24 protein-coding genes are annotated in these 19722 nt (G+C 72.9%); 20 read left to right on the top strand and 4 right to left on the bottom strand.

The window, feature by feature from the left end; translation table 11 throughout:
* Positions 1–4: 4 nt before the first annotated feature.
* From OVN18_RS01410 to OVN18_RS01320, 19 genes are all read left to right on the top strand, one after another.
* Positions 5–754 (top strand): FHA domain-containing protein, encoded by a 750-nt coding sequence (locus OVN18_RS01410; RefSeq protein ID WP_267781493.1) that lies wholly within the window; start codon positions 5–7, stop codon positions 752–754.
* 96 nt (positions 755–850) lie between these two features.
* Positions 851–1144, top strand: coding sequence for a hypothetical protein (locus tag OVN18_RS01405; RefSeq protein WP_267737739.1), 294 nt, complete (start codon positions 851–853; stop codon positions 1142–1144).
* On the top strand, positions 1141–2829 hold the full coding sequence (locus OVN18_RS01400; protein WP_324287786.1) for a putative T7SS-secreted protein: 1689 nt from the start codon (positions 1141–1143) through the stop codon (positions 2827–2829). Before OVN18_RS01405 ends, OVN18_RS01400 begins: the two co-directional genes overlap by 4 nt.
* Positions 2830–2930: 101 nt before the next feature.
* The gene (locus OVN18_RS01395) at positions 2931–3323 is read left to right on the top strand and encodes a hypothetical protein (RefSeq protein WP_267781491.1); all 393 of its coding nucleotides are present in this window, start codon (positions 2931–2933) and stop codon (positions 3321–3323) included.
* Between the two features lie 28 nt (positions 3324–3351).
* The gene (locus OVN18_RS01390; RefSeq protein WP_267781489.1) at positions 3352–3831 is read left to right on the top strand and encodes a hypothetical protein; all 480 of its coding nucleotides are present in this window, start codon (positions 3352–3354) and stop codon (positions 3829–3831) included.
* Positions 3832–3883: 52 nt separating this feature from the next.
* On the top strand, positions 3884–4339 hold the full coding sequence (locus OVN18_RS01385; protein WP_267781487.1) for a hypothetical protein: 456 nt from the start codon (positions 3884–3886) through the stop codon (positions 4337–4339).
* A 52-nt stretch (positions 4340–4391) separates the two neighbouring features.
* Entirely contained in the window at positions 4392–4847 is a 456-nt protein-coding gene (locus OVN18_RS01380) for a hypothetical protein (RefSeq protein WP_267781486.1), read from the top strand.
* A gap of 40 nt (positions 4848–4887) precedes the next feature.
* Positions 4888–5358, top strand: coding sequence for a hypothetical protein (locus OVN18_RS01375; RefSeq protein ID WP_267781484.1), 471 nt, complete (start codon positions 4888–4890; stop codon positions 5356–5358).
* 40 nt (positions 5359–5398) lie between these two features.
* Positions 5399–5866, top strand: a complete 468-nt coding sequence (locus OVN18_RS01370; protein ID WP_267781483.1) for a hypothetical protein — start codon at positions 5399–5401, stop codon at positions 5864–5866.
* Between the two features lie 13 nt (positions 5867–5879).
* Positions 5880–6371: a hypothetical protein gene (locus OVN18_RS01365; protein ID WP_267781482.1), complete on the top strand. Its 492-nt coding sequence runs from the start codon at positions 5880–5882 to the stop codon at positions 6369–6371.
* Positions 6358–7032 (top strand): hypothetical protein, encoded by a 675-nt coding sequence (locus tag OVN18_RS01360; RefSeq protein ID WP_267781481.1) that lies wholly within the window; start codon positions 6358–6360, stop codon positions 7030–7032. The genes OVN18_RS01365 and OVN18_RS01360 overlap by 14 nt, the downstream gene beginning before the upstream one ends.
* A gap of 230 nt (positions 7033–7262) precedes the next feature.
* Positions 7263–8762: a 3-isopropylmalate dehydratase large subunit gene (leuC, locus tag OVN18_RS01355; protein ID WP_267781479.1), complete on the top strand. Its 1500-nt coding sequence runs from the start codon at positions 7263–7265 to the stop codon at positions 8760–8762.
* On the top strand, positions 8762–9358 hold the full coding sequence (leuD, locus tag OVN18_RS01350) for a 3-isopropylmalate dehydratase small subunit (protein ID WP_267737730.1): 597 nt from the start codon (positions 8762–8764) through the stop codon (positions 9356–9358). Before leuC ends, leuD begins: the two co-directional genes overlap by 1 nt.
* A gap of 34 nt (positions 9359–9392) precedes the next feature.
* Entirely contained in the window at positions 9393–10760 is a 1368-nt protein-coding gene (gene murA, locus OVN18_RS01345) for a UDP-N-acetylglucosamine 1-carboxyvinyltransferase (protein ID WP_267737729.1), read from the top strand.
* A 117-nt stretch (positions 10761–10877) separates the two neighbouring features.
* Positions 10878–11609, top strand: a complete 732-nt coding sequence (locus OVN18_RS01340) for a lysophospholipid acyltransferase family protein (RefSeq protein WP_324287785.1) — start codon at positions 10878–10880, stop codon at positions 11607–11609.
* A gap of 40 nt (positions 11610–11649) precedes the next feature.
* A complete protein-coding gene (locus OVN18_RS01335; RefSeq protein ID WP_407666075.1) occupies positions 11650–12684 on the top strand; it encodes an NAD(P)H-dependent glycerol-3-phosphate dehydrogenase in 1035 nt (344 codons plus the stop codon).
* Between the two features lie 142 nt (positions 12685–12826).
* Positions 12827–13567 (top strand): alpha/beta fold hydrolase, encoded by a 741-nt coding sequence (locus OVN18_RS01330; RefSeq protein ID WP_267781477.1) that lies wholly within the window; start codon positions 12827–12829, stop codon positions 13565–13567.
* Positions 13564–15147 (top strand): Mur ligase family protein, encoded by a 1584-nt coding sequence (locus OVN18_RS01325; RefSeq protein ID WP_267781476.1) that lies wholly within the window; start codon positions 13564–13566, stop codon positions 15145–15147. The genes OVN18_RS01330 and OVN18_RS01325 overlap by 4 nt, the downstream gene beginning before the upstream one ends.
* 51 nt (positions 15148–15198) lie before the next feature.
* Positions 15199–16347, top strand: a complete 1149-nt coding sequence (locus tag OVN18_RS01320) for a D-alanine--D-alanine ligase family protein (RefSeq protein WP_267737725.1) — start codon at positions 15199–15201, stop codon at positions 16345–16347.
* Here OVN18_RS01320 and OVN18_RS01315 read toward each other — a convergent pair.
* The 3 genes from OVN18_RS01315 to OVN18_RS01305 are packed head-to-tail and all read right to left on the bottom strand — an operon-like array spanning position 16344 to position 17837.
* Positions 16344–16919, bottom strand: a complete 576-nt coding sequence (locus OVN18_RS01315; protein ID WP_267781474.1) for a DUF3515 family protein — start codon at positions 16917–16919, stop codon at positions 16344–16346. The genes OVN18_RS01320 and OVN18_RS01315 overlap by 4 nt on opposite strands.
* 58 nt (positions 16920–16977) lie before the next feature.
* A complete protein-coding gene (locus OVN18_RS01310; RefSeq protein WP_267781473.1) occupies positions 16978–17352 on the bottom strand; it encodes a hypothetical protein in 375 nt (124 codons plus the stop codon).
* Complete coding sequence (locus OVN18_RS01305) at positions 17352–17837, bottom strand: hypothetical protein (RefSeq protein WP_267781471.1); 486 nt, start codon at positions 17835–17837, stop codon at positions 17352–17354. The genes OVN18_RS01310 and OVN18_RS01305 overlap by 1 nt, the downstream gene beginning before the upstream one ends.
* 39 nt (positions 17838–17876) lie before the next feature.
* On the opposite strand from OVN18_RS01305, the gene thiL reads away from it, so the two are divergent.
* A complete protein-coding gene (gene thiL / locus OVN18_RS01300) occupies positions 17877–18914 on the top strand; it encodes a thiamine-phosphate kinase (RefSeq protein WP_267781469.1) in 1038 nt (345 codons plus the stop codon).
* On the opposite strand, the gene rsmD is transcribed toward thiL, so the two are convergent.
* Positions 18911–19549 (bottom strand): 16S rRNA (guanine(966)-N(2))-methyltransferase RsmD, encoded by a 639-nt coding sequence (gene rsmD / locus OVN18_RS01295; protein WP_267781467.1) that lies wholly within the window; start codon positions 19547–19549, stop codon positions 18911–18913. The genes thiL and rsmD overlap by 4 nt on opposite strands.
* Positions 19550–19722 lie beyond the last annotated feature (173 nt).

Genomic DNA, 19722 nt, shown 5'->3' with positions numbered 1-19722 from the left:
GCCCATGTCCGACGACCGCTTCTTCATCCCGCCGCCCCCGCCGGGCACGCCCAAGGTCGAGGTTCCCGCGCAGCCCTCGCCCGATGCGCCGCGGCCGATCGTGCCGATCAACGCCCCCGTCGAGTCGGCGACGCACCGCGTGCCCGTGCGGCCGCCGAGCCCGCCCGCCCCGCCGCCCGCCGCCGCTCCGGTCGAGCCGGCACCCGCGCCTGCCGAGCCGCCGTCCGCGCCCGGGCCGCCGCCCGAGCCGCCGTCGGCGCCGGCAGCCCCCACCCCCGTGCCCCCGGTAGCGCCGGTAGCCGCCCCCGTGCCGGCCGCGGCTCCTGCTCCTGCTCCTGCTCCCGCTCCTGCTCCTGCTCCTGCTCCCGTCCCGGTCTCGGCTCCGGCCCCCGCTCCGGTGACCGCCGAGTCGACGGTCGTGCGCTCTCTCGCTCTCGTGCTGCCGGACGGCAGCCGCTGCCCCGTCGGATCCGCTCTGGTGCTGGGCCGCGACCCCGTGGCTCCGCCCTCGCATCCGGGGGCCCGCCCCATCGCCGTGCTGGATCCGGCGAAGTCGGTGTCGAAGACGCACGCGCTCCTCGTCGCGACCGCCGAGGGCGTCGAGGTGCGCGACCTCCACTCGACCAACGGCGTGAGCGTGACCCGCGGGGGAGTCCGCGACGAGCTCGCTCCGGGTGCCGGCGCCTCCGTCACCGCGGGCGATCGCGTGGGCCTCGGGCTCCTCGAACTCGAGGTCGAGCTCGCCGAGCAGTGAGCGGGTCGGCTGAGGGGATGGGGAGTGCTCCCCATCGACTCGGAGACCGGCGCGCGGGCAGAATGTGACGACTGATCGAGAACGGGGACCCTCGCGATGACCGATGTGCATCTGCGCGGCGAGCAGCTGGATGCGCTGCTCGCCCTGCTCGGCGGGGCCCGACGGTCGCTCGACGCCGCTGCGGAGGCCGGGCGCACCGCGGGCGGGGCGTGCGGCCATGACGGGCTCTCCGACGCGGTCGACGATGTCGCCGGTGGTTGGCGGTTGCGCCGCGCCGCCCTCCTCGACCAGGTTGCCGTCGTGCATGACGGGCTCGAGGCCATCATCGACACCTTCGCCGATCTGGACGCCCGCATGGGCGAGGCCGTGACCTCCGAGGTGCCGCGGTGAGCGCGCAGCCCGCGCTGCTGCCGGGCGACCCGTCGGCCGTGCAGGACGAGGCCCGCGCATTCGCTGATGTGGCCGAGGCCATCCGCGAGGCCGCCGAGCAGCTCGAGGGACTGGTTCGCGGCGAGATGCACGGCCAGGCGATCGAGTCGGTCGTCCACGACTCGGACGAGCTCGCGGAGGCGCTCGGGCGACTGCACCCGCGGTACGGCGACACCGCCGAGGCGCTCAGCGTCTACGCCGTGCAGCTCGCCGACGCGCAGGACGACGCGCGGGCCGCGGTCGACGAGGAGGCCGATGCCCGCGCGACGCTGTGGCGCCTCCGCGTCGAGTACACCGAGATCCAGGATGAGGTCTCCAGCCTGCGGCGCCCGTTCCAGGACGACGATCCCCGCATCGACGCCCTGGAGGACGAGCTGAACCGTCTCCAGGGACGCATCGAGATCCACGAGGCCCGCATCGAGCAGGCGTGGACCGCGATGTCGAACGCCCTCGGCGACCGCGACGACGCCGCCGAGCGGGCGATCCGCCGCATCCGGGATGCCCTGGACGAGTTCGACGACCGCCTGAGGGATCGCGCGGCCGCCGTCGCCGACGTCGTATTCGCGCTCGCTCGCCCCGTCCTCGAGTGGATCGCCGAGGTGGTGACCGCCGTGGTCGAAGCCCTGGTGAAGATTGCCGTGGCGCTCGCGGTCGCGCTCGCCGTGATCATCGTCGTGCTCGCCCTCGTCGCCCTCATCGTGTTCCTCGCGCCCTATATCGCGGCGCTGCTCGGGGCCATCGGCTCGTTCGCGCTCGCCGCCCTCCCGGTGCTGCTGAAGGTCGCGCTCGTCGTGATGTCCGTGCTCCCCGCCGTGATCGCCCTGGTCCTCATGCGCGAGCGCCTTTCGCCGGCGCCGGTGCTCGAGCCGCTCGATGATGACGGCGAGACGTACGGTCCTGACGACCCCCGCTACGACCCCGGTGCGCCCTACGGCCCGCAGCTCCGGGTGAATAGTCGCCTCGATGAAGACGGCCTTACGAGTGAGACCCATGTCGAGATCGCTGAGATGCTCGACGAGAACGGCGTTCCGACTGGGGCCTGGCGCGTCACGCTGCCCAGCACGCAGGACTGGGAAATTCTCAACGGCGTCTTTGAGGGCGCCCCCGATCCCGCCGGCGACCAGGGCGCCCTCAACGATCTGAGCTCGAACCTCGCGCTCATGCTCGCGCCGGACATCCAAGCGCCGTACGAGCGAGCGGTCATCCAGGCGATGCGCGACGCGGGCATTGGCCCGAACGACCCGGTGCTGCTGTCGGGCTGGAGCCAGGGCGGCATTCTCGCCGCGAAGATGGCGGCTGACCCGGATCTGCCGTTCTCGATCGATGCGGTGTTCGCCGCTGGTGCGCCGATCGACCACTTCGACATCCCCGATGATGTCGCCGTCGTATCGATCCAGCACCGCGGCGATGTCGTGCCGTTGCTTGACGCGGCAGGGCCTCCGCAGCGCCCGAACTGGCTGACGATCGTCGACGATCCACTCAACGAGCGAGGGCAGCCTGGCCCCCCTCACAACGCGCGCACCTACGCACTCACCGCCGATCGTGAGCTCGTCCGGGGCGGAACCGTGGTCGACAGGCAGCAGCAATTCTTCACAGGGATCGAGCGCGTTCACACCTACGTGGGTACGGAAGGGCAAGACGAATAATGCGGTCACGAGTATGGACGGCCCTGCTCACAGTGGGGATACTTCCTTTCGGTCTCGCCGCGTGCGGGCCCGGTAGCGCTGGGGCTGGTCGAGATGCCGAGGTGATCGCCGTGGTCGAGCGTGCTGTGGGCGCGGCGGTGCCCGAGGCGAACGGTGTCTTCGTGACGTTCGCGTTCTCGGGTCCGCGCGACCGGACGATGCGGGTGCGCCTCTACATCGATCCGGTCGACGATGCGGCGCTCGCCGATTCAGTCGACCGGGCGTTCGCCGGCGCCTGGGCCGCGAGTCCGATCGACCCCGTTTCGATCTCCCTCGAGGCTGTGGCCGGCCAGCGCCCGGAGGTGCCGCCTGGCGGCGTCGTGCAGGTGATCGACCTGCGCCCCGCGGCTGCCGAACTAGGCATCGAGTCCCGGGACGTGGTGGACCGTCGCATCACGCTCTCCGAGGTGATCCTCATCGAGCGCTACGGGCCGGCCGGGCGCGATGAGGAATGACGCGCGCGGCGCGATGAGCCGTAGGAGAGTGTCGGCACCACTTGCCGCCGGGATGCTCCTCCTTGGCCTCGCCGCGTGCACGCCGTTCGGCTCGGGCCCCGATCGCGATGCCGAGGCGATCGCCGTGGTTGACCGGGCGATCGAGGAGGCAGTGCCGGAGGCGAACGGCGTCTTCGTGACCATGGCGTTCTCCGGCCCGAGCGACCGCACGATGCGGGTGCGCCTCTACATCGATCCCGTCGACGAGGCGTCACTCGCTGACGCGGTTGATAGGTCGATCGCCGAAGCCTGGGCTTCGAGCCCGATCGCCGTCGTTGAGCTCGCCATTGAAGCGGTGGCAGGAGAGCCCCCTGAGGTACCGCCGGGATTCGTGGAGCAGGTGATCGATTTGCGCCCTGTGGCCGCGGCGATTGGCATCGAGTCGCGGGATGTTGTCGACCGTCGCATCGCGCTTTCCGAGGTGATCCTCATCGAGCGCTACGGACCGGCAGGGCGCGATGAGGAGTGAACCGCGCGTCGCGACGAGACACATCAGATCGACGGCAATTGTGGCCGCCGGGATGCTCTTCCTGGGCCTCGCCGCCTGCGCGCCGTTCGGCTCGGGCCCCGATCGCGATGCCGAGGCGATCGCCGTGGTCGAGCGCGCGGTGGGTGCGGTGGTGCCGGAGGCGAACGGCGTCTTCGTCACGATGGCGTTCTCGGGTCCGAGCGATCGCGCCATGAGTGTGCGGCTCTACATCGATCCGGTCGACGACGCGGCGCTCGCTGGGGCGGTCGACCGGGCGGCGGGTGAGGCCTGGCGCACCAGCCCCATCGCGCTCGTGGATCTCACCCTGGAAGCCGTGGCGGGGGACCGACCGGAGGACCCGCCCCGCGGTGTCGAGCAGGTCATCAGTCTGCGGCCCGTCGCCGAGGCTTTAGGAATCCAGTCGCGGCTGGTCGTCAGTGGTCGCCTCATCCTCCCCGAGGCGACCCTCACCACTCGCTACGGCCCGGCGGGGCGCGATGAGGAGTGAACCGCCCGGCGCGATGAGCCGCACAAGACCGACGGCACTTGTGGTTGCCGGGATGCTCCTCCTGACCCTCGCTGCCTGCTCGCCGTTCGGCTCAGGCCCCGATCGCGACGAGCAGGCGATCGCCGTGGTCGAGAGCGCGGTCTCCGCGGCGGTGCCGGAGGCGAACGGCGTCTTCGTCACGATGGCGTTCTCGGGGCCGGCCAACCGAACGATGCGGGTGCGGCTCTACATCGATCCGGTCGATGATGCGGCGCTCGCCGACGCGGTCGATCGGGCGGCGAGAGAAGCCTGGGCGACGAGCCCGATCGCGGTGATCTCGATCTCGCTGGAGGCGGTGGCGGGTGAGAGGCCCGAGATTCCTCCGCGCGGGGTCGGGCAGGTCATCAGTCTGCGATCGGTGGCGGAGCAGCTCGGCATCGACGAGCGGCGTGTCGTCAGTGGTCGGCTCGCCCTGCCCGAAACGACCCTCGTCCGGCTCTACGGCCCGGCGGGCGTCGATGCCGAGTGACGCGCGCTCCGCGATGAGCCCCACGAGAGTGGCGGCACAAGTGGCCGCCGGGATGCTCCTCCTGGCGGGCCTCGCTGCCTGCGCTCCGTTCGGCTCGGGCCCCGGTCGCGACGCCGAGGCGGTCTCCGTGGTCGAGCGCGCGGTCGAGTCGGCGGTGCCGGAGGCGAACGGCGTCTTCGTCACGATGGCGTTCTCCGGCCCGAGCGACCGCACGATGCGGGTGCGCCTCTATATCGATCCCATCGATGACGCGGCGCTCGCCGATGCGGTCGACCGGGCGGCCGATGAAGCCTGGGCCGTGAGCCCGATCGATCTCGTTTCGATCACCCTCGAGGCCGTGGCTGGCCAGCGCCCCGAGGTGCCGCCGGGTGGAGTCGAGCAAGTCATCACTTTGCGTCCGGTGGCTGAGGCCCTGGGGATCCAGGCGCGACTGGTTGCAAGCGGTCGCCTCATCCTCCCCGAGGCGACCCTCACCACTCGCTATGGGCCGGCAGGGCACGGTGAGGAGTGAACCGCGCGGCGCGATGCGCCGCACCAGAATTGCGGCACTTGTGGCCGCCGTGATGCTCCTGGCGGGCCTCGCTGCCTGCTCGCCGTTCGGCTCGGGCCCCGATCGCGACGAGCAGGCGATCGCCGTGGTCGAGCGCTCGGTCGAGTCGGCGGTGCCGGAGGCGAACGGCGTCTTCGTCACGATGGCATTCTCGGGCCCGAGCGACCGCTCGATGAGCGTGCGTCTCTACATCGACCCCGTCGACGACGCGGCTCTCACCGACGCGGTCGACCGTGCTGCAAGGGAGGCGTGGGAGACGAGCCCGATCGCGCTCGTGGAGCTCGCTCTCGAAGCGGTGGCAGGGGAACGCCCCGCGGACCCGCCCCGTGGAGTCGAGCAGGTGACCGACCTGCGAGTCGTCGCGGATGCGCTCGGCATCGACGCGCGGTACGTCGTCGACGGGCGGCTCGCGCTGCCCGAGACGACCCTCGTCCGGCTCTACGGCCCTGCAGGTGCCGATGTCGAGTGACGCGCGCGGCGCGATGAGCCGCAAGAGAGTCGCTGCACTGCTGGCGACCGGGATGCTCCTCCTGACCCTTGCCGCCTGCGCGCCGTTCGGCTCGGGGCCCGATCGCGATGCCGAGGCGATCGCTGTGGTCGAGCGCGCCGTGAGCGAGGCGCTCCCGTACGCCAACGGCGCTTACGTCACGACGGCGACCTCCGGCCCGGGTAATCGCACGATGCTAGTGCGCTTGTACCTTGACGTCGCTGATCCGGGCACGCTCACCGATACCGTCCATCGAGCGGCGGGGGCAGTGCGGGCCTCCATTCCTCGAGACATCCTGCAGCTGACGCTCGAAGCGGTGGAGGGCGACCGTCCCCCTCAGCCACCGCGGGGCGTGGAGCAGGTCGTCGACCTGCGCTTCGTCGCTGAGGAACTAGGGCTTGAGGCGCGTTCCGTCGTCGATGGACGCCTCATCTTCTCCCGTGACTACCTCGAGGATCGATACGGAGCAGCTAATGACGTCGACTGAGGCGCAGGCGGCGCTCGCCGCTCCGGCTCTCGAGCTGCGGCTGCCCGGCTCGTGGCGGTCGATCCCGCTCACCGACCCGGAGGCGGCGCGCGCGGCCGTGCGGCGCCTCGTCGACGAGACGGTCGGACGCTCCGACGATCGGGCGACCCTGCGGCGCGAGCTGCGGGCGAGCCTCGAGAGCGGCCTGGCCGAGGCGGTGGCGGGGGAGGGACGCAGCTTCCACCTGGCGCTCGAGCTCGCGCCGGGCATCCCGACGCCGGCGACGCTCACCGTCTTCGAACCCGAGCTGCGCCTGAGCCCCGCGATCGGCACAGGCACCGCCGAGACGGGCCGCGTGCTCGAGCAGGTGCTGCGGGCGACGCGGCCGGATGCCCCCGCCTCGCTCGAACGCCTCGAGCACGCCGACTCGGCGGTGCTGCGCCTGCACCGCCGCACGCAGCAGCACGTCGACATCGAGGGCGAGCCGCTCACCATGCCCGACGGCAGCCCGCAGCCGCAGACCATCGACCGCCTCGACGCCGAGTACTGGATGACCGTGCCGGGCACGAAGCGGGTGATCCTGCTGCACGCCTCGACCCCGCTCGGCGCGCTCGAGGCCGAGATGCTGCGGCTGTTCGACGGCATGGTGCGCGCCGCGCGCTGGATGCCCGCCGCGGCCTGAGCGGAGCATCCCGAGCCCGCACCCGAACCCGCACCCGACCAGGCGGAGACCGTCGCGCCCGCCCTCGCCGCCGCCCGGCGCTCTCACACCCCGGTGGTACTCTGACCGGATGCCGCGCGAACGCTCGCTCCTCCTTCGTCGCCGCGACGAGTCCTGATCCTCAGGCCGGTCTCGTCGCGGAGTTCGCCGTCGGCCTGCACGATTCGGATCGAAGAAGGACGTGGAACGAGATGACTGACGACACCCGCGCGGAGGTCGCCCCGGAGGCGCCCCGCCCCCGCACTCTCGCTGAGAAGGTCTGGGACGACCACCTCGTCGCCCGCGGCGAGAACGGCGAGCCCGACCTGCTCTACATCGACCTGCACCTCGTGCACGAGGTCACGAGCCCGCAGGCCTTCGACGGCCTGCGCATGGCCGGCCGCCCGGTTCGCCGCCCCGATCTCACGATCGCGACGGAGGACCACAACACCCCGACCCTCGCCATCGACAAGCCCATCGCCGAGCCGACGAGCCGCATCCAGATCGAGACGCTGCGCAAGAACTGCGCAGAGTTCGGCGTGCGCCTGCACTCGCTCGGCGACGTCGAGCAGGGCATCGTGCACGTCGTCGGCCCGCAGCTCGGCCTCACCATGCCGGGCATCACCGTCGTCTGCGGCGACTCGCACACCTCGACCCACGGCGCCTTCGGGGCGCTCGCGATGGGCATCGGCACGAGCGAGGTCGAGCACGTGCTCGCCACGCAGACCCTGCCGCTCAAGCCCTTCAAGACGATGGCCATCACGGTCGAGGGCGAGCTGAAGCCCGGCGTCACCGCGAAGGACATCATCCTCGCCGTCATCGCCCAGATCGGCACCGGCGGCGGGCAGGGCTACGTGCTCGAGTACCGCGGCAGCGCCATCCGCGCGCTGTCGATGGATGGCCGTATGACCATCTGCAACATGTCGATCGAGGCGGGCGCGCGGGCCGGCATGGTCGCCCCCGACGAGACGACCTTCGCCTACCTGAAGGGGCGCCCGCACGCTCCCGAGGGCGCCGAGTGGGATGCGGCCGTCGAGTACTGGCGCACTCTCCGCACCGACGACGACGCCGTCTTCGACGCCGAGGTCTTCCTCGACGCGAACGAGCTCGAGCCCTTTGTCACCTGGGGTACGAACCCGGGGCAGGGCGTCTCGCTGAGCGCGGCCGTGCCCGACCCGACGACGATCATCGACCCGAACGACCGGGCCGCGGCCGAGCGCGCGCTCGAGTACATGGACCTCGAGGCGGGCACGCCGATGAAGCAGATCCCCGTCGACGCGGTGTTCATGGGCTCGTGCACGAACAGCCGTCTCGACGACCTGCGCGCCTTCGCCTCGATCATCAAGGGGCAGAAGAAGGCCGAGGGCGTGCGCGTCATGGTCGTCCCCGGCTCGGCCCGCGTGCGCCTCGAGGCCGAGGCGGAGGGCATCGACAAGGTGGTCGAGGCGTTCGGCGCCGAGTGGCGCTTCGCCGGCTGCTCGATGTGCCTGGGCATGAATCCCGACCAGCTCGCCCCCGGCGAGCGCTGCGCCTCGACGAGCAACCGCAACTTCGAGGGCCGCCAGGGCAAGGGCGGCCGCACCCACCTGGTGAGCCCGCTCGTCGCCGCGGCGACCGCCATCCGCGGCACGCTGTCGAGCCCGGCCGACCTCATCGAGATGGGCGTCGCCGTCGATCCGGCCTTCACGGGCATCGAGGGGGTGTCGGCGTAATGGACAAGACCTCCGTCATCACCGGCGTCGCGGCGCCGCTGAAGCGCTCGAACGTCGACACCGACCAGATCATCCCCGCCGTCTACCTCAAGCGGGTCACCAAGACCGGCTACGAGGACGGCCTGTTCTCGAACTGGCGGAACGACCCCGAGTTCGTGCTCAACCGACCGGAGTACGCCGGCGCGCGCATCCTCATCGCCGGCCCCGACTTCGGCACCGGATCGAGCCGCGAGCACGCCGTCTGGGCGCTGCGCGACTTCGGCTTCCGGGCCGTCATCAGCCCGAAGTTCGCCGACATCTTCCGCGGCAACGCCGGAAAGCAGGGCCTGCTGACGGCCGTCGTCGACGAGCCGACCGTCGAGCGCATGTGGGCGGCGCTCGAGGCCGACCCCGGCTGCGAGGCGACCGTCGATCTGGTGCAGAGGAATGTGCGGGTGGGCGATATCGTTGCCCCCTTCGAGATCGATGACTACACGCGGTGGCGACTCATGGAGGGGCTCGACGACATCGGGCTGACCCTCCGCGACGAGCAGGCGATCACCGACTTCGAGGCGCGCCGCGAACCGTGGCGCCCCACGACCCTCCCCGCCCGGTGACCCCGAGGCCTCCACGCGACCAGAGAAGCGGTTCATGAACTCCCACCTCGACCTCGATTCCCGCAAGGCGGCGCAGCGCGTCGGCCTCGCCTCCGACACGATCGTCATCCGCGGCGGCAAGCCGCTCACCGGTCGCATCGAGGTGCGCGGGGCGAAGAACCTCGTCACCAAGGCCATGGTCGCGGCGCTGCTCGCCGACACCCCCAGCGTGCTCAAGGGCGTGCCCGAGATCAGCGACGTGCACGTCGTCAAGGGTCTGCTCGAGGCCCACGGCGTCGTCGTCGACGAGCTCATGCCCGGCGAGCTGCGCCTCGACCCGAGCAACGTCTCCAGCGCCCACTTCGCCGAGATCAACGCGCACGCCGGCTCCAGCCGCATCCCGATCCTGTTCTGCGGGCCGCTGCTGCACCAGCTCGGCGAGGCGTTCATCCCCGACCTCGGCGGCTGCCGCATCGGCGACCGGCCGATCGACTTCCACCTCAACGCGCTGCGCGCGCTGGGGGCCGTCGTCGAGAAGCTCGACGACGGCATCCACCTCACGGCCCCCGACGGCCTCGTGGGCGCGCACATCGAGCTGCCGTTCCCGAGCGTCGGCGCCACCGAGCAGGTGCTGCTGTCGGCGGTGCGCGCCGAGGGCACGACCGAGCTGAAGAACGCCGCGATCGAGCCCGAGATCATGGATCTCATCGCGATCCTGCAGAAGATGGGCGCGATCATCTCGGTCGAGCCGAACCGCGTCATCGTCATCGAGGGCGTGAAGCAGCTCCGGGGCTACGTGCACACCGCGATCTTCGACCGCAACGAGGCCGCGAGCTGGGCATCCGCCGCGCTGGCGACCCACGGCGACATCACCGTCGGCGGGGCGAAGCAGCAGGAGCTCATGACCTTCCTCAACATCTACCGCAAGGTGGGCGGCGAGTTCGAGGTGCTCGAGGACGGCATCCGGTTCTACCACCCCGGCACGCCCCTCAAGCCCGTCATGGTCGAGACCGACGTGCACCCCGGCTTCATGACCGACTGGCAGCAGCCGCTCATCGTCGCCCTGACCCAGGCCGAGGGCACCTCGGTCGTGCACGAGACCGTGTACGAGAACCGCTTCGGCTTCACCGACGCGCTCAACGAGATGGGCGCCGACATCACGGTGCACCAGAGCGGCATCGCCTCGATCACCCGCCGCGTGCCCCGCCGCCCGCTCGAGCAGGCGGCCGTCGTGACCGGCCCGACGCACCTCACCGGTGCCGACGTCCGCGTTCCCGACCTGCGCGGCGGATTCAGCCACCTCATCGCGGCGCTCGCGGCCGAGGGCACCTCGACGATCAGCAACGTCGGCATCATCAGCCGCGGCTACGAGCTGTTCATCGACAAGCTCGAGCAGCTGGGCGCCGACTTCGAGCTCGTCTGAGCCGCGCGGGGGCGCCGTCGCTCGGCTGAGCCGACCGGACGCGCCCCTGCGCGTCTGCGCGACGGCGCCCCGCGCGGGTGCCCTCGCCGACGTGCCGCCGAGCACTAGCCTGGGGCGGTGACCCGCGAGAAGACCCTCCTCTGGCACGGCATCGCCGCCCTCTGCCTGCCGCTGCTGACCGTCATGGCCAAGTTCGTCACGATCGACGGGCACAAGCTGCCGAAGCAGGGCGCGTTCATCCTCGCCCCCAACCACTACAGCGAGATCGACCCGGTCATCATGGGGCGCTTCATGTGGGGCCTCGGCCGGGTTCCTCGGTTCCTCGCGAAGGGCAGCCTGTTCCGCATCCCCGTCGTCGGCCGCATCCTCACCGCCTCCGGGCAGATCCCCGTCGAGCGCGAGGGGCGGGGGCGGTCGGATGCTCCGCTCAAGGCGGCGCAGCAGCTGGTCGATCGGCGTCTCGCCGTCATCATCTACCCCGAGGGGACCCTCACGCGCGACCCCGATCTGTGGCCGATGCGCGGCAAGTCCGGGGCCGTGCGCATGGCGCTCGAGTCGGGCGTCGACATCATCCCGGCCGCCCACTGGGGAACGCAGAAGATCATGGCCCGCTACTCGAAGAGGATTAGCTTCTTCCCCCGCAAGCGCATCGAGTGCAAGATCGGCGACCCCGTCGACCTGAGCGATCTGCGCGGTCGACCCATCGACCAGGCGACGCTCGCCGAGGGCACCGCCCGCGTCATGACGGCGATCGCCCAGCTGCTCGGCGACCTGCGCGGCGAGACGCCGCCGGCCGAGCGGTGGGATCCGAGCAAGAACAACCAGAAGGAGACCGGACGTTTTGAGTGATGCCGCACGCACCGTCGAGCACCCGCCCCTGACCGAGGCCATCTCGCTGCCGCTGGAGGGCCTCGCCCCCGACGCGCTGCGCATCGCCGTGCTCGGAGCCGGCTCGTGGGGCACGACCTTCGCGAAGGTGCTCGCCGACGCCGGCGCGCAGACGACGCTCTGGGCCCGCCGTCGCGAGGTCGCGCAGGAGATCACCGAGACGCACCGCAACAGCGACTACCTGCCCGGCATCAACCTGCCGCCGAACCTGCGCGCGCACGACCGTCTCGAGCGCGTGCTCGCCGGCGCGCAGCAGGTCTACCTCTCGGTGCCCAGCCAGTCGCTGCGCTCGAACCTGCACTCCATCCGCGACATCGTGCCGCCGGACGTGCCGGTCGTGAGCCTCATGAAGGGCGTCGAGCGCGGCACGGGCCTGCGCATGAGCGAGGTCATCGCCAACGAGCTGGGCATCGACGTCGAGCGCATCGCGGTCGTCAGCGGCCCGAACCTCGCCCTCGAGATCGCGAAGAAGCAGCCGACCGCCGCCGTCGTCGCGAGCGCGAGCCACGCCACAGCGGTCGCGGTCGCGCAGGCCGCGACGAACGAGTACTTCCGCAGCTTCGTCAACACCGACGTCATCGGCACCGAGTTCGGCGGGGTGCTCAAGAACCTCATCGCGGTGGCCGTGGGCATCGCCGACGGCGTCGGGTACGGCGAGAACACGAAGGCCTCGATCATCACCCGCGGGCTCGTCGAGCTCACCCACTTCGCCGTCGCCTACGGCGCGCAGGCGGAGACGATGAGCGGCCTCGCGGGCCTCGGCGACCTCATCGCGACGTGCGAGTCGAAGCTCTCGCGCAACAACACCGCCGGGCGGCTGCTCGGGCAGGGCTACGCCTTCACCGAGGTCATCGCGCAGATGAACCAGACGGCCGAGGGCCTCTCGTCGGTCGGGCCCATCCTCGAGCTCGCCGAGCAGCGCGGCGTGCACATGCCCATCGTCGCCCAGGTCGCCCAGGTGCTCGAGGGCACCCTCGACCCGCGCGAGCTCGCGCCGCACCTCGCCACCGACAGCGACGAGCCGCAGGGCGAGTGAGCCGCACGGCGGGGGAACCGATGCGCGCCCGAGCCGCGGGGCCGACGGGCACGGCGGCCGGTGGGCCGGAGGAGTGCGCGATGCGCACATCCCGGCGCGCTGACCCCCACTCGGGGGGCATGGCGCCCGATAGGCTGACCCCGTGATCACCTCCCTCTCCGGCGGCCGCGTCCTGGCCGAGAAGTCGGGCTCGACGCCGCCCGCGGTGGTCGCGCTGCACGGCTGGGGGCGCGACGGCGGGGACTTCGCGACGATCCTCTCCGGCCTGGATGCCGTGAGCATCCATCTGCCCGGTTTCGGCCCGGCGCCCGCCCCCGAGACGGTGTGGGGCACCGAGCAGTACGCCGAGCTCGTCGCCGAGGCGATCGCGGCCTACGCGCCCGTGGTCGTGGTCGGGCACTCCTTCGGCGGCCGCGTCGCCGTGCGGCTCGCGGCCCGCCGCCCCGAGCTGGTGAGCGGCCTCGTGCTCACCGGTGCGCCCCTCGTGCGCCTCGCCCCGACGGTGAAGCCGCCGCTCTCGTACCGTCTCGCGCGCTGGGCCAACGCCCGCGGGCTGCTGAGCGATGCGCGCATGGATGACCTGCGCAACCAGCGCGGATCCGCCGACTACCGCGCCGCCCAGGGCGTCATGCGCGGCGTCCTCGTCGCCGCGGTCAACGAGGACTACGACGACGACCTGCGGGCGCTGACCTGCCCCGTCAGCATGGTGTGGGGCGAGCACGACACCGCCGCCCCCACCGAGGCCGGCCGCATCGCGGCGGAGCGCTGCGGCGCCCGCTTCCGCGTGGTGCCGGGCTCGGAGCACCTGCTGACCGGCGATCTCGAGCTCTCCGTGCGCGAGGAGCTCATGACGATGCTGAGAGAACGGAACGCCCCGGCATGATCCTCACCGAGCCGATCACCCTCATCGCGCTCGGGCTGGCCGCTCTCGCGGCCGTGCCCGTCGCTGCGCGCTGGCTGCGCGTGGCGCAGCGCGAGCATTACGTGCCCACCTGGGTGAGCCGCATGGCTGCCCTCTGGGTCTCCCGCGAGCCGATCACCGCGATCGGCACCGCCGTCGTGGTGGTGCTCGTCGCCCTCGCGGTCATCGCCGGCCCCGGAGGTGTCACGCTCGACGGTCTCGCCGACGCGGGCCCCTTCCTCGCGCTCGCCGCCATCCTCGTGCTCGCCCGGCTGCCGTACGGGCTGCCCGTGCGCGGGCGCAGCGCCCGCTTCGCGCTGACCGCACGCGTCAAGCGCCTGCTCGCCGCCTGGATCGTCGTCCACCTCATCGCCGGCATCGGCCTCGCGGCGCTCCTCGGCGCCGCGGGCCCCGCGCTCGTGCTGCTGCTGAGCGCCCCGCTGACCGATCTCGCGCTCGCGATCATGGCGCCGATCGAGAAGGCGATGTCGCGCCGGTTCGTGGTGCAGGCCCGCGCGCGCCTGCAGCAGGTCGGCCCGCGGGTCGTCGCCATCACCGGCTCCTACGGCAAGACGAGCACCAAGAACTACGTCGCGCACCTGCTCAGCGGCACGTACACGACCGTCGCGAGCCCGGCGTCGTTCAACAACCGCCTCGGGCTGTCGCGCGCGGTGAACGACAAGCTCGTCCCCGGCACCGAGATCTTCGTGGCCGAGATGGGCATCTTCGGCGCCGGCGAGATCCGCGAGCTCTCCACCCACTTCCCGCCCGACATCGCCGCGATCACGGTGATCGGCGAATCCCACCTGCAGCGCATGCGCTCGACCGACGTCATCTTCCGCGCGAAGGCCGAGATCACCGAGCGGGCGCGCACCGTCGTGCTGCCGATCGACGACGAGCGCATCGCGCGCCTGGCCGAGCAGTGCGCTCGCGCCGGCAAGCGCGTGATCTCGGTCTCGATGAACGCCGGGGCCGACGCCGATGTGGTGCTGGATGCGCGCGGCGAGGGCGCGGCATCCCTGACGATCGGGCGGGGCGCCGATCCGGTCGCCGTCGCCGTCTCGAGCACCGGCCACGCGGTCAACATCGCCGTGGCGGCGGGCATCGCCTACGCGGCCGACGTGCCGGTCGCGACGATCGCCGCCCGGCTCGGCTCGCTGCCCGGCTCGCAGCACCGCGCCGAGGTGCAGCAGGCGCCGAGCGGCGCGCTCGTCATCGACGACACGTACAACTCCAACCCGGTCGGAGCCCGGCGCGCGCTCGAGGGCGCGGCCGAGCTCGCGGCCGAGCGCGGCGGCGCGCTCGTCGTTGTCACCCCCGGCATGGTCGAGCTCGGGCCCGTGCAGGCCGAGCGCAACCGCGACTTCGCGGCGGCGATCAAGGCCGCGGGCGGCACCCTCTTCGCGGTCGGCCGCACGAACCGGGCGGCCCTGCTCGCGGGGTACGGCCCGAGCGCCCACGTCGTCGACGGGCGCGAGGCCGCGGTGCGCGCGGCCGTCGATCTCGCCGCCGACCGGGGCGTTATCCTCTACGAGAACGACCTGCCCGACCACTACCCGTGAGTCGCCGCCCGGGCAGGGGCTGACCGCGGCGCACGACTCCGCTAGGTGCCCATGAACCAGAACGCCCCCTGGGCCGTCGTCTTCGGCGGCCCGAGCCCCGAGCACGAGATCTCCATCCTGACCGGCCTGCAGGCCGAGCGCGTGCTCGTCGCCGCCGGGCACGCCGTGGTGCCGATCTACTGGTCGCCGACGGGGGAGTGGTTCCGCGTGCCCGACGCGACCGAGGCGAAGGACTACCTCGAGGGCGCTCCGCGTGAGAGCGTGCCGCTCGAGGTGCGCCTCTCCGGCGAGCCCGGCCTCTACCGACGCAAGCGGCTCGGGGCCGAGAAGCTCCCCATCGAGGCGGCCCTGCTGTGCCTGCACGGCGGCGCGGGCGAGGGCGGCGGCGGTGCCGCGCTGTTCTCCACGCTGGGCATCCCCGCGACGGGGTCGACGATCTTCGCCGGGGCCGTCGGCATGGACAAGCTCGCCTTCGGCGGCCTCATGCACGCGGCGGGCATCCCCTCGCTGCCCCGCGAGGCCGTGTCGACCCTCACCGAGCCGAGCTTCGCCGGCCCGTACATCGTCAAGCCCCGCTTCGGCGGCTCGTCGATCGGCATCGAGATCGCCGACGACCTGGATGCCGCGCGCGCGCTCGCGGGCGCCAGCGTGCACCTGCGCACCGGCGCCGTGCTCGAGCCGTACCGCCCGCAGCTCGTCGACCTCAACATCTCGTTCCGCACGCACCCGCAGCTCGAGATCAGCGACCTCGAGAAGCCGCTGCGCGGCGCCGGCGACAGCGCCCTCTACTCCTACGCCGAGAAGTACCTCGCCGGCGGCGCCGGATCGGAGGCGGGCCTGTCGAGCGCGCCCCGCGAGTTCCCCGCGCAGGTGCCCGACGCGGTGCACGCGGCCGCGCGCTCCCTCGCCGAGCGGGTCGCCGACGTCACGCGCCTGACCGGCATCGTGCGCGTCGACCTGCTGCTCGACGAGGCGACGGGCGAGCTCTACGTCAACGAGGTCAACTCCATCCCCGGCGCTCTCTCGCTGTACCTCTGGGCGACGAAGCGCCCCGCGGCCGAGGTGCTCGTCGACGCGATCGTCGAGGCGCGCGACAAGCGCATCGTGTTCCCGCAGGCCGGGTTCGGCGGCGGGGCCGCGCTGCGCGCCGCCGGCGGCATCGCGGGCAAGCTCGTCGGGCTCGACGGGCCGCGCGCCTAAGGAGCGGGCGTCCCGCTCGGCTCGGGCGCACCGGTCTGCTCCTCGGGGGCCGGCGTCTGCGCGGGCTCCTCTCCCGGCACCGTGCCGCCGCCGAACACGTCGGTCGCGTCGAGGCAGCGCATCTCGGCGGGCACCGCGGCGACCGCGGCGCTGATCGGGCGCAGCGCCTCGGGCCCGCGCACGACGTCGTTGTCGACGATCACCTCGGTGACGGGGGTGCGGCCGTAGCTGACGAACGAGAAGCTCGGTGCGTTCGAGTCGTCGAGCAGCCAGTCGACCCCGTCGACGGTGAAGCACGGCAGATCGCTCGGGCCGATCGGCGGCAGGCCGCAGCGGTAGATGACGGCAGTCGGCTCGCCCCAGGCGGCGGTGGCCTGCGCGTTGGTCGACCGGCGCTCGAGCTCGCCCACGGTGTCGGGGAGGCGCACCGAGATCTCGGCGCACGCGAGCGCATTGGCCTCGGGGGCGGCCTCGAGGTTGACGGTGCCCGTGCAGCCGGCGAGCAGGAGGGCGAGCGGCAGGGCGAGCGGCAGGGCGAGCGCGAGCGTGCGGCGGCGGGCGGGAGCGGTCATCGTGCTCAGGGTATCGGCCGGCGGTCGGCGCGAGCCGAGCATCCCGCCCCCGCGTCGCTCAGGGGAGGAGGTCGCCCGCGGCGAGCACGGCGGCGCTCCAGAGGGCGCTGACGATGCCGAGGAGGATGAGTCCGCCGGCGGTCAGCAGCATGCCGCGGAAAACCAGCGCGGCCGTGTCGCGCTCCGGCGCTCCACGATCGGCGCGGCGCTCGAGGCGGCGCGCGAGCAGCAGGGCCGCGAGGCCGGCGAGCAGGGCGAGCGGCGGGCCGATGAAGCGGGCGGCGTCGGCGAGAGCGCGCAGATCGGCGGGAACCGGGATGCGCGGCGCGATGATCGCGGCGGCGAGCACGACCACGGCTGCGACGCCGGCGATCGTCAGCAGCAGCCGCCCGAGGCCGCGCAGCCGGACGGAGGAGTGGGAGGGGCCGGGCATCAGCTGAACCCCTCGAGCAGGAGGATCGCGATGACGCCGGCCCAGAGCAGGCCGGCCAGCAGGACGACGCTCGCGCCGGCGATGGCGAGGCCGATGCCGACGATTGCCACGACGCGGGTGCTCGGCGCCAGGCGGGCGAGACCGGGGACGAGCGCGCGCCATACGAGGATGTTGAGCGCGACGACGGCGAGCAGCGGCGAGCCGATGCCGAGGATGCCGCCGACCGGCTCCGTGATGTCGGCGACGGGGCCGCCCGCCTGGTCCACGACGACGAGGATCACGAAGGCGACGAGCAGCCCGATCGCGGTGAGGCCGAGCACGCGCGCGGCCGTGCGCATCCCGGCGCGGGCGCGCGCGACGACGTCGTCCGCGAGGGTCGGCGCGTCGGCGGGCGTCGGCATCGAGACCGGAGCGGCGACGGGAGCGGCGGCAGCGGATGGTGGGGCGGCCGGGCCGTACGGAGTGCCGGGCGTCTTGTCGCTCATGCCCCCAGTCTGCCGGGCGGGCCGCGATACCGTGGGCATATGCGCGATGCGAGCACCCCCGACCCGCGCGACACCCTCGACGCGGTCGGCGAGCTCGCGGCGCTCGCGCGCATCATCCCGCGCCTGCCCGAGTCGGCCGCGACCCTGCTCGGGCCGGGCGACGACGCCGCCGTGCTCGCCGCCGCCGACGGCCGCTACGTCGTGACGACCGACATGATGATCCACGGCCCCGACTTCCGCACGGCGTGGTCGACCATGCACGACCTCGGATGGAAGGCCGCCGCCACGAACCTCAGCGACGTCGCCGCGATGGGCGCCCGGCCGACCGCCCTCGTCGTCGCCCTCGCGGCGCCGGGCAGCACGCCCGTGCCCGAGCTCGAGGCCTTCGCCGACGGCATGCGCGACGCGTGCGCCGCGCTCGCGCCGGGCTGCGGCGTCGTCGGCGGCGACCTCAGCGTCTCGAGCGTGCTGACGATCGCCGTGACGGCATTCGGCGACCTCGAGGGGCGCGCGCCCGTGACGCGATCCGGCGCGGGAGAGGGCGACGTGATCGCGGTCTCCGGCCCGCTGGGGCTCGCGGCCGAGGGGCTCGCGCTGCTGTTCGAGCGGGGCGTCGACGCGACGGGGGCGCCGGATGCCACTGCCGCCGCCCGGCTGCGCGCCGAGCATCCCGAGCCGCTGTCGGCCCAGCTCGCCCCGCGACCGCCGATCGCCGACGGCACCCTCGCCGCCCGCGCCGGAGCCACCGCCATGCTCGATCTCAGCGACGGCCTGGCGCTCGACGCCCGCCGGGTCGCCCGCGCGAGCGGCGTCGGCCTCGATCTCGACGGCGCGCTGCTCGCGGCGGCCGGCCCGCACGCGCTCACCGGCGGGGAGGATCATTCGCTGATGGCGACGTTCCCCGCCGCGGTCGCCGAGCAGGGGCTCCCGGGCGGATTCGTCGCGATCGGGCGCGTGGTCGCGGCGCCGGTCGACGCCGAGGGGCGCGCCGTGCCCGCGGTGCTCGTGGACGGCCGCGCGGTCGACGAGCGCGGCGGCTGGGATCCGTTCGCGGAATGGAGCGGGCAGGCGGGCTAGGTGCTCGGAGCCCCGTCGTCGACAGCCTCGTCGTCGAGCGCGTCGCCCGCGTCGCCCGCGCTGCTCGCCGAGAGCCAGAGCACCGCCGTCTCGCCGTAGTCGGTGCGCCGGTCGAGCGCGAGCCCCGCGGGCCACTCGGGTTGCGCGCTGCGGCTCGAGCGCTCGAGCACGACGACCGCCTCGGGCGCGAGGTGCGGCACGAGCGCCGCGAGCACGTGGTCGAGCTCGAGCCCGCCGAGCTCGTAGGGAGGGTCCACGAGCACGAGGTCGTAGCGGTGCGCGGAGGCCCCCGCGGTCGACGTCAGGAACGACTGCACCGGCTTGCCGCTCACGGTGATGCGGGGCTCGTCACCGCGGGCGCGGGCCCGCACGAGCTCGGCGTTGCGCTTGCAGACCTGCACCGCCGCGTGGCTCTTCTCGACGAGCATGACGGTGGATGCTCCGCGCGAGGCCGCTTCGAGCCCGAGCGCCCCGCTGCCGGCGTAGAGGTCGAGCACGCGGGCGCCGTCGATGAGCCCGCGCGCCGAGAGGGCGCTGAAGATCGCCTCGCGCACGCGATCGCTCGTGGGCCGGGTGCCGACCCGGGGCACCTGCAGGGTGAGGGAGCCGGCGAACCCGGCGATGATGCGCGTCACGGCTCCACGCTAGCCCGCGCACGGCGCGACACGGCGCGGGGTGCGCGCGACGCGGCGCGGAGTGCGGTCGTGCGGGCCGTGCGGGCCGTGCAGGCAGCGCGAGCAGCGCGAGCAGCGCGGGCAACGCGAGCAGCGAGTGCAGGGTGAGCAGCGCGCGGAGTGCCGCGCCGGGG

It is taken from the genome of Microcella daejeonensis (assembly GCF_026625045.1).
Classification (GTDB): domain Bacteria; phylum Actinomycetota; class Actinomycetes; order Actinomycetales; family Microbacteriaceae; genus Microcella; species Microcella daejeonensis.
The sequence above is the reverse complement of the archived record's forward strand: the minus strand, read 5'-3'. Positions and strand labels throughout refer to the sequence as shown.

Coding starts and splice junctions, on each gene's coding strand:
- OVN18_RS01325 (WP_267781476.1), top strand. CDS start 13,564: ATGATCCTCACCGAGCCGATCACCCTCATCGCGCTCGGGCTGGCCGCT.
- OVN18_RS01310 (WP_267781473.1), bottom strand. CDS start 17,352: ATGCCCGGCCCCTCCCACTCCTCCGTCCGGCTGCGCGGCCTCGGGCGG.
- OVN18_RS01385 (WP_267781487.1), top strand. CDS start 3,884: ATGCTCTTCCTGGGCCTCGCCGCCTGCGCGCCGTTCGGCTCGGGCCCC.
- OVN18_RS01405 (WP_267737739.1), top strand. CDS start 851: ATGACCGATGTGCATCTGCGCGGCGAGCAGCTGGATGCGCTGCTCGCC.
- OVN18_RS01305 (WP_267781471.1), bottom strand. CDS start 17,837: ATGAGCGACAAGACGCCCGGCACTCCGTACGGCCCGGCCGCCCCACCA.
- OVN18_RS01410 (WP_267781493.1), top strand. CDS start 5: ATGTCCGACGACCGCTTCTTCATCCCGCCGCCCCCGCCGGGCACGCCC.
- murA (WP_267737729.1), top strand. CDS start 9,393: ATGAACTCCCACCTCGACCTCGATTCCCGCAAGGCGGCGCAGCGCGTC.
- thiL (WP_267781469.1), top strand. CDS start 17,877: ATGCGCGATGCGAGCACCCCCGACCCGCGCGACACCCTCGACGCGGTC.
- leuC (WP_267781479.1), top strand. CDS start 7,263: ATGACTGACGACACCCGCGCGGAGGTCGCCCCGGAGGCGCCCCGCCCC.
- OVN18_RS01320 (WP_267737725.1), top strand. CDS start 15,199: ATGAACCAGAACGCCCCCTGGGCCGTCGTCTTCGGCGGCCCGAGCCCC.
- OVN18_RS01315 (WP_267781474.1), bottom strand. CDS start 16,919: ATGACCGCTCCCGCCCGCCGCCGCACGCTCGCGCTCGCCCTGCCGCTC.
- OVN18_RS01360 (WP_267781481.1), top strand. CDS start 6,358: ATGACGTCGACTGAGGCGCAGGCGGCGCTCGCCGCTCCGGCTCTCGAG.
- OVN18_RS01365 (WP_267781482.1), top strand. CDS start 5,880: ATGAGCCGCAAGAGAGTCGCTGCACTGCTGGCGACCGGGATGCTCCTC.
- leuD (WP_267737730.1), top strand. CDS start 8,762: ATGGACAAGACCTCCGTCATCACCGGCGTCGCGGCGCCGCTGAAGCGC.
- OVN18_RS01380 (WP_267781486.1), top strand. CDS start 4,392: ATGCTCCTCCTGACCCTCGCTGCCTGCTCGCCGTTCGGCTCAGGCCCC.